Annotated in this window: 8 protein-coding genes; 6 read left to right on the top strand and 2 right to left on the bottom strand. The window is 71.9% G+C overall.

Features of this window, described 5'->3' with window-relative positions:
• Window positions 1–521: hypothetical protein (locus DWB68_RS15475; protein ID WP_233548876.1), on the top strand; the 521-nt coding region annotated here is incomplete at its 5' end.
• Window positions 522–711: 190 nt separating this feature from the next.
• Here DWB68_RS15475 and DWB68_RS15470 read toward each other — a convergent pair.
• Window positions 712–1,767 (bottom strand): isopenicillin N synthase family dioxygenase, encoded by a 1,056-nt coding sequence (locus DWB68_RS15470; RefSeq protein WP_119426017.1) that lies wholly within the window; start codon window positions 1,765–1,767, stop codon window positions 712–714.
• Window positions 1,768–2,016: 249 nt separating this feature from the next.
• Here DWB68_RS15470 and DWB68_RS15465 point away from each other — a divergent pair, with 249 nt between their 5' ends.
• Both DWB68_RS15465 and DWB68_RS15460 read left to right on the top strand, forming a co-directional pair.
• Complete coding sequence (locus tag DWB68_RS15465) at window positions 2,017–2,340, top strand: type II toxin-antitoxin system VapB family antitoxin (protein WP_119426016.1); 324 nt, start codon at window positions 2,017–2,019, stop codon at window positions 2,338–2,340.
• Entirely contained in the window at window positions 2,327–2,902 is a 576-nt protein-coding gene (locus DWB68_RS15460; protein WP_158588343.1) for a LytR C-terminal domain-containing protein, read from the top strand. Before DWB68_RS15465 ends, DWB68_RS15460 begins: the two co-directional genes overlap by 14 nt.
• An 8-nt stretch (window positions 2,903–2,910) precedes the next feature.
• Here the strand turns inward: DWB68_RS15460 and aroD are convergent, their stop codons facing one another.
• Complete coding sequence (aroD, locus tag DWB68_RS15455) at window positions 2,911–3,663, bottom strand: type I 3-dehydroquinate dehydratase (protein ID WP_119426014.1); 753 nt, start codon at window positions 3,661–3,663, stop codon at window positions 2,911–2,913.
• 127 nt (window positions 3,664–3,790) lie between these two features.
• Between aroD and DWB68_RS15450 the strand changes: the two genes are divergently transcribed.
• From DWB68_RS15450 to DWB68_RS15435, 3 genes are all read left to right on the top strand, one after another.
• Window positions 3,791–4,414: a DUF305 domain-containing protein gene (locus DWB68_RS15450; RefSeq protein ID WP_119426013.1), complete on the top strand. Its 624-nt coding sequence runs from the start codon at window positions 3,791–3,793 to the stop codon at window positions 4,412–4,414.
• Window positions 4,415–4,507: 93 nt separating this feature from the next.
• Window positions 4,508–5,260 carry a DsbA family oxidoreductase gene (locus DWB68_RS15445; protein WP_119426012.1) on the top strand — a complete coding sequence of 251 codons (753 nt, stop codon included), beginning with the start codon at window positions 4,508–4,510 and terminating at the stop codon, window positions 5,258–5,260.
• 588 nt (window positions 5,261–5,848) lie between these two features.
• On the top strand, window positions 5,849–6,130 hold the full coding sequence (locus DWB68_RS15435) for a hypothetical protein (protein WP_119426010.1): 282 nt from the start codon (window positions 5,849–5,851) through the stop codon (window positions 6,128–6,130).
• Window positions 6,131–6,204 lie beyond the last annotated feature (74 nt).

Below are 6,204 nucleotides of genomic sequence, written 5' to 3'. Positions count from 1 at the left end.
TTAGGCATGAGGCACATCCTTCCAGCGCCGAGACTCATCGACGCAGATTCAGTGTCTCAATCCGTGCAGCAGTCCCTGGCGAGGACGAGTTCGGCTCACGCGTGAGCGCCGAACTCATCGAGGCCGCATGGCTCGTCGAAGCGCCCGTGCAGTACGTGGTGGAGTCTGAACGCCGGCGGCTACGCACCGCGAAGGAGTACCTCACGGAGGCCTACCGCGGGCGGGCGATCGCCGCCGCTGCCTACGCTCGCGCGCACGTGCAGCTCGAGGTAATGCACGGAAGCGGCCGGTTCACCGCAGAGGAGGTCGCCTACGCCAAGACCCTCGTGGACGAAGTGGGTCTGATCCTCTGGGACGCCGAAGAGGACTACGGGGTCGCCCGCGAGGCGTACGACGAGGAACGACGTGCCGAAGCGAGGTCTCGGGCGGACCGGGAGGCGGCCGACCGGCGACGAAAGGGCAACGCCGCGTGGCTCGACGACGGCAACTACCTGTTCAGGCCGCGCTGGGGAGAGGGCTGAGTGCTCGCTCTCTGAACGAGGGCGCCTGGTCCGATTTTCTGTTGTTCCAGGCCCATAGCGGCCCAGATCAACAGAAAATCGGACCGCCCAGCACGACGACGCGTGGGGTGGTCCGATTTCCTGGTCCCGCAGGTGCCGGGTGCGGACCGACTGGTCAGTACGCGGACAAGGAAACGTCGGCGCGGCGACGTCAGCCGACGAGCTCCGGGTAGTGGCGCGCCGCGACCTCGGGGTGGGCGCGCAGGAAGCCCTTGAGCATGTTCGCGCCGTAGACGGAGAGCAACGGGTTGTTCGGGTCGTCGGAGACGCCGCGGGCGTCGGCGGCGTACGCGGCCGGGAGCTCCACGGCCTCCACCACGGCGTCGAGGCGCGGGGCCCAGAAGAACGGCACGGAGTAGCGATCCACGCCGGCCGGGGGAGCCGTCACGCGGTGGATCGTGGCCATGAGGTAGCCATCCGTCGCGACCTCGAGCATCTCGCCCAGGTTCACCACCAGGGCGCCCGGGATCGGGGGAACGTCGATCCACTCCAACTGCCCGTGCGGCTGCACCTCGAGCCCGCCCACGGCGTCCTGCAGCAGCAGGGTCACGAAGCCGTAGTCGGCGTGCGCCCCCACGCCCTGCGTGCCGGCGCCCGGCACGGCTTCGCCGCCCACGTAGTGCACGAGCTTGCCCATCCACATGGGGGCGCGCTCGAACGCGGCGGCGAAGTGATCCTCCGGCAGGCCGATCGCGGCCAGCAGCGCGGCGAGCAGCTCGGCGCCCACGGACGACATGAGCGCCGCCCACGCCATGGCCTTCTCCTCGAGCTCGGGGAACGCCGGGGGGAACAGGTTGCCTCCCTGCAGTCGCAGGTACTCCTGCCCGGCCGGGACCTCCTCGAACGGCGCGCGGGCCGGGCCGAAGTCGACTTGCTCGCGCGAATCGGCGCGGCCCTGCGTGCGCTCGGCGCCCAGGCGGGTGTAGCCGCGGAAGGTCGAGGTGAGGCGGTTGTCCAGCTCGAGGCGCTCCTCGAGGGGACGCTTGAAGAACGCCGCCACGGTGTCCAGCAGCTCCTGCGCCTGGTGTTTGCCCGCCCCGAAGCCCACGAGCTGGAAGAAGCCAACGTGGTGCGCGGCGTCGCGCAGCTGATCGAGGAAGTCGGCGTTGAAGGACCCGTCGGCGGCGCGCGCCTGGCTCAGGTCGATGACGGGGAGCTCGGTGCGGGGAGCGGAAGCGGCGGGAACGGTGGGGGAGGTGGCGTTCATGCTCTTCATGGTGCGACCGTCCGCCTGGGCGGCGCGAGGCTTCGCGTCGTCATGTGTGCCCGCATTGCGCCCGTGTGACATTCGCTTGACTCCGCCGCACCGCGGGGAGGACCCTGTCCCGCGCGCGAGAGCCCAGGCGCGCTCGAGGCGGCCACCCGCCGTCGGGCATCAGACCGGTCCCGGCCACCGGCCGGGGCACCGAACCCGGCCTTCAGCGGCGTCACGCCGCCACCGCGTAGGGTTACACCCATGATCTTTAAGTCCGTGGGCGAGGACCGCCCCTACCCGGATCACGGTCTCGTGAGCACCCGGGACTGGGCCGGCATCCCCCCGCGGCAGGTGCGGCTCGAGGATCTCGTGACCACCAAGTCCACGCTGGACCTCTCCGCGCTGCTCTCCGAGGACTCCACGTTCTACGGCGATCTCTTCCCGCATGTGGTGCGTTTCGGCGGCGAGCTTTACCTCGAGGACGGGCTGCACCGCGCCGTGCGCACGGCCCTGCACCACCGTTCCATCATGCATGCGCGCGTCCTGGACCTGGATGCCAAGGGCGGTGCCGGTGTCGGACGCTGAGCTGCAGCCGGGCGCCGAACCGATCTCCCCGGAGGCCAAGGAGCTGGCCACGTCCACGCGGCGCGTGGTGCTGGTCGCGCTCCTCGTCCTTGCCATCCTGAGCGTGGGGCTCGGCATCGTCTGGCAGCGCACGGGCCTCTGGAACCCCTCGTGGGGCGCCCCGGAGCGCGTGGCGGTGTGCCCCAGCGACGCCCTGCGACCCGCGAATCCGCAGGAAACCAAGGTCAACGTCTACAACGCGACCGACCGCATCGGTCAGGCCACGGCCACGGCCGAGGCGCTCAAGGAGCGCGGCTTCCGGGTCGGGTCGGTCACGAACGCCCAGCTGCCCGACGACGTGCGCGAGGGGCAGGGCGTGATCCTCGCCGGCCCTGATTCGCTCGATCGCGCGCTGGCGCTGCAGCGCCAGATGCCCAAGGTGGCCATCAAGCTCCAGCCCGAGCGGACGGACGGCGCCGTGGACCTCGTGCTCGGCGACAGCTTCCGCGGGCTCATCCGCCCCGACCGGGTCAGCATGGCCCCCGGCGTGCCGCGCTGCGAGGAAGCGCTCTTCGGCGGCTGAGCCGAGCCCTACTCGGCGTCGAAGACCCCGAGCAGCGGCGCCAGCTCCGCCGCCGGCACCTGACCCGGCGCGGAGGCCGCGCCGACCGTCGCGAACGTGGCGCACGAGCCGAACACCGAGCCCGCCACGCGGCTCACGAGGCCCAGCCCGCCCATGGAGATGGCGATGAGCGGCTTGCCGAACTCGGCGCTCGCGGCGGCGGAGGCGCCGAGCAGCTCGGCCACGTCAACTGAGGACCGCGGCGTCACGGCGATCTTGAGAACGTCCGCCCCGAGCTCGTCCTGCGCCCGCAGGTGACCCAGGAGCGCCTCGCGCGCCGGGGTCGTGTGGAAGTCGTGGAAGGAGGCGACGACCGGCACCCCAGCCGCCTGGGCGGCGTCGAGCAGGGAGGCGACCGCCACGGCGGAACGCGAGTACTCCACGTCCACGGCGTCGGCGAGCTCGAGTCGCAGGAGGCGCGCGACGAGCTCCGCGTAGCCGTCGTCCGGCAACGTGCCGAGCCCGCCCTCGCGGTCGGTGCGATACGTGAGCAGGATCGGCAGCGAGGTGGAGGTGCGCAGGGCGACGCCGACGCCCACGGCCAGTTCAGGGTCGGCGACGTGGTCGACGCGCCACTCGATGATGTCGACCGGCTGCCCCTCGAGGGCGGCCAGTGCCGCGGGCACCTCGGAGGAAGCGCCCGGCATGAGCGGGACGATGATCTTGGTGCGGCCCTCGCCCAGCACGGTGGTGTGCAGGCGGACGCTCGACGTGGTGCTCACGATGCTCCTGGGGTGGCGGTGGGTCTGCCCCCATTCTTGCGTGTGTCACGCCCGCGGTGCGTGGGTGCGTCGCGAGCGTGACGCACCGAGCCTGGCGTCGAATACCCCACCGGGGTATAATCGCGGCATGAACGCGACCCGCCGAGCCCTCGCCGCCGCCCTTCTTCTGGCCCCGCTGAGCCTCGCCGCCTGCCAGTCCGCGGTCCCGGAGGACCAGCGCACGGCCACGCCGCTCCCGGCGCCGACCAACGCCGCGGGCGCCACCCTGCCCGCCGCCCAGGGCGATCACAACGCCGCCGATGCGATGTTTGCCGAGATGATGCGCGTGCACCACGAGCAGGCGCTCACGCTCAGCGATCTGGTCCTCGCCAAGGACGGCATCGACCCGCGCGTGCGCACCCTCGCCGAGCAGATCAAGGCAGCGCAGACCCCGGAAATCGACCAGATGCGCGGCTGGCTCGCCGGCTGGGGCATCGCGCCCGGCAGCATGGGGGATCACTCGGCGCACATGGACGGCATGGTCTCCGAGGCCGATCTGGGCCGGCTCAAGGCCGCCGGTGCCGCGGAGGGCCAGCGGCTCTTCCTGGAGTTTATGATCGCCCACCACGAGGGCGCCGTGACGATGGCACAGGACCAGCTGCGCCAGGGCATCAACGGCCGGGCCAAGGAGCTCTCCGGCGCCATCATCGGCACCCAGAAGAAGGAGATCGGGCAGATGGGAGCGCTCCTCAAGGAGCTCCCGGCCGCCTGAGGCGGCCGCGGCGCGGGCCGGATCCACCCGCCCGACGCCGCCCGCTCGCCTTCGCGCGGGAATGCCCGGGCCGCGCGCGTGGTTGCCACCGGTATGACTGAAACCCTCGCGAACGGCGCGCCCCAGCGCCTCGCCGTCGATATCTGGCTGGATGTGGCCTGCCCCTGGTGCGCCGTGGGCGAGCGCCGCTTCGAGAAGGTCCTGGAGACCCTCCCCTTCAAGGGCGACGTCGACGTGCGCTTCCACTCCTTCCAGCTGGACCCGAGCGCCCCCGAGCGCTCCGAGCTCACGCAGCCGGAGTACCTGGCCCGCCGCGGCATGGATCCCGAGCGTCTGAAGGAGGCCGGCAAGCACCTGCAGGCCATGGGCGCCGAGCTGGACTTCCACTTCGACCAGGACAACACCATCCCGTCCAACACCTTCACCTCGCATCGCCTCATCCAGGCCGCCGCCGAGCACGGCGTGCAGGGTGCCGTGGTGGACGCGCTGTTCTCCGCCTACTTCGAGCAGGGCAAGGATGTGGGCGATCCGGCCGCGCTCAAGGCGGCCGTCGTGGCCGCCGGCCTGCCCGCCGAGGTGGCCGACGCCGTGCTCGCCGACCCCGCCGCCTTCCGCGACGAGGTCGCCGAGGACATCGATCAGGCCGCGCGCCTGGGCATCCAGGGCGTGCCGTTCTATGTCATCGACAACAAGTACGGCGTCTCCGGCGCGCAGCCGGAGGAGGTCTTCGAGCAGGCGCTCACGCAGGTGTACACCGAGCTGAATCCGGCCCCGAAGCTCGCCCCGCTCACGGGAGTGGTCGGCCACGACGGCGAGGTCTGCGGCCCCGACGGCTGCACCGTCTGAGTCGGTACGCCGATCGCCTGGAGATGGGTCCGCGCCGTTCAGTCGCCGCTGACGCTCCACACGCCAAGGGCGCCCCACCGTTGAGGGGGGCGCCCTTGGCGCGTCCGGCGGGTGGGACGAGTTGCCCGAGCTTTGCTGCCACGCCGCGCTGTGCGTCCACAGGTTGGTGGGCACGGGCCAGGCGGTGCCGGCCGGGGCGCTCGTGCGAGGCGGGGTGCTCGTCTTGACCGGGGCCGCCGTCTTGGTCCTCTTGGGCGCGGCCGCCGTGGTCTTCGCGGGCTTGGCCGGCTCCCGCCGTGGTCTTCGCGGGCTTGGCCGGCTCCCGCCGTGGTCTTCGCGGGCTTGGCCGGCTCCCGCCGTGGTTCCGGCCGCCCCGACCCCGGCGCCGGCGGCCGCCGAGGCGCCTGCCGTCACTCCGGCGGCCGTAGCGCCCGCGCTCGTGGCTGCGGTGCCGGCGGCGCCCGCGCAACCGCGGCACAGCTCGGTGTGAGCCCAGAAGGACTCGCGCGTCTCGCGGGAGGCGCGCTTGGCGCGGTCAAGGCGGGCGGAAGTGACGCCGGGGCTCACGCCCATGCGGGTGGAGGTCTCGTGCACGCTCTCGCCCTGGACGAGGACGTGTTCGAGCAGGCGCGCGTCGGTGGGGCGCAGCCGGCCGAGCGTGCGGTTGATCATGAGCTGCGCCGGGGCGGCGGAGTGCGGCTCGGCGATGCGGTCGTCCGCGTCGTCGTTCTGATTGTCCTCAAGGAGGAAGGCCGGCCCGGCGTCGGCGATCGCGTTGGGGGCGACGGGGCATCACACGCACGCAGGACCGGCAGGCCGGGGAGCGCGCTAGATGTTCTTCCCACGGTGGTTGTGGTCAGCGTGGCGTGACGGGATGAGGTGAGGACCTCCGGTATCGATGTGGGTTACCACACTCACTCGATCCACGGAGGTCCTCGTGTCCT

The organism is Galactobacter valiniphilus (assembly GCF_003575975.1).
Lineage (GTDB): Bacteria > Actinomycetota > Actinomycetes > Actinomycetales > Micrococcaceae > Galactobacter > Galactobacter valiniphilus.
The sequence above is the reverse complement of the archived record's forward strand: the minus strand, read 5'-3'. Positions and strand labels throughout refer to the sequence as shown.

Coding starts and splice junctions, on each gene's coding strand:
- DWB68_RS15470 (WP_119426017.1), bottom strand. CDS start 1,767: ATGAACGCCACCTCCCCCACCGTTCCCGCCGCTTCCGCTCCCCGCACC.
- DWB68_RS15465 (WP_119426016.1), top strand. CDS start 2,017: ATGATCTTTAAGTCCGTGGGCGAGGACCGCCCCTACCCGGATCACGGT.
- DWB68_RS15450 (WP_119426013.1), top strand. CDS start 3,791: ATGAACGCGACCCGCCGAGCCCTCGCCGCCGCCCTTCTTCTGGCCCCG.
- DWB68_RS15445 (WP_119426012.1), top strand. CDS start 4,508: ATGACTGAAACCCTCGCGAACGGCGCGCCCCAGCGCCTCGCCGTCGAT.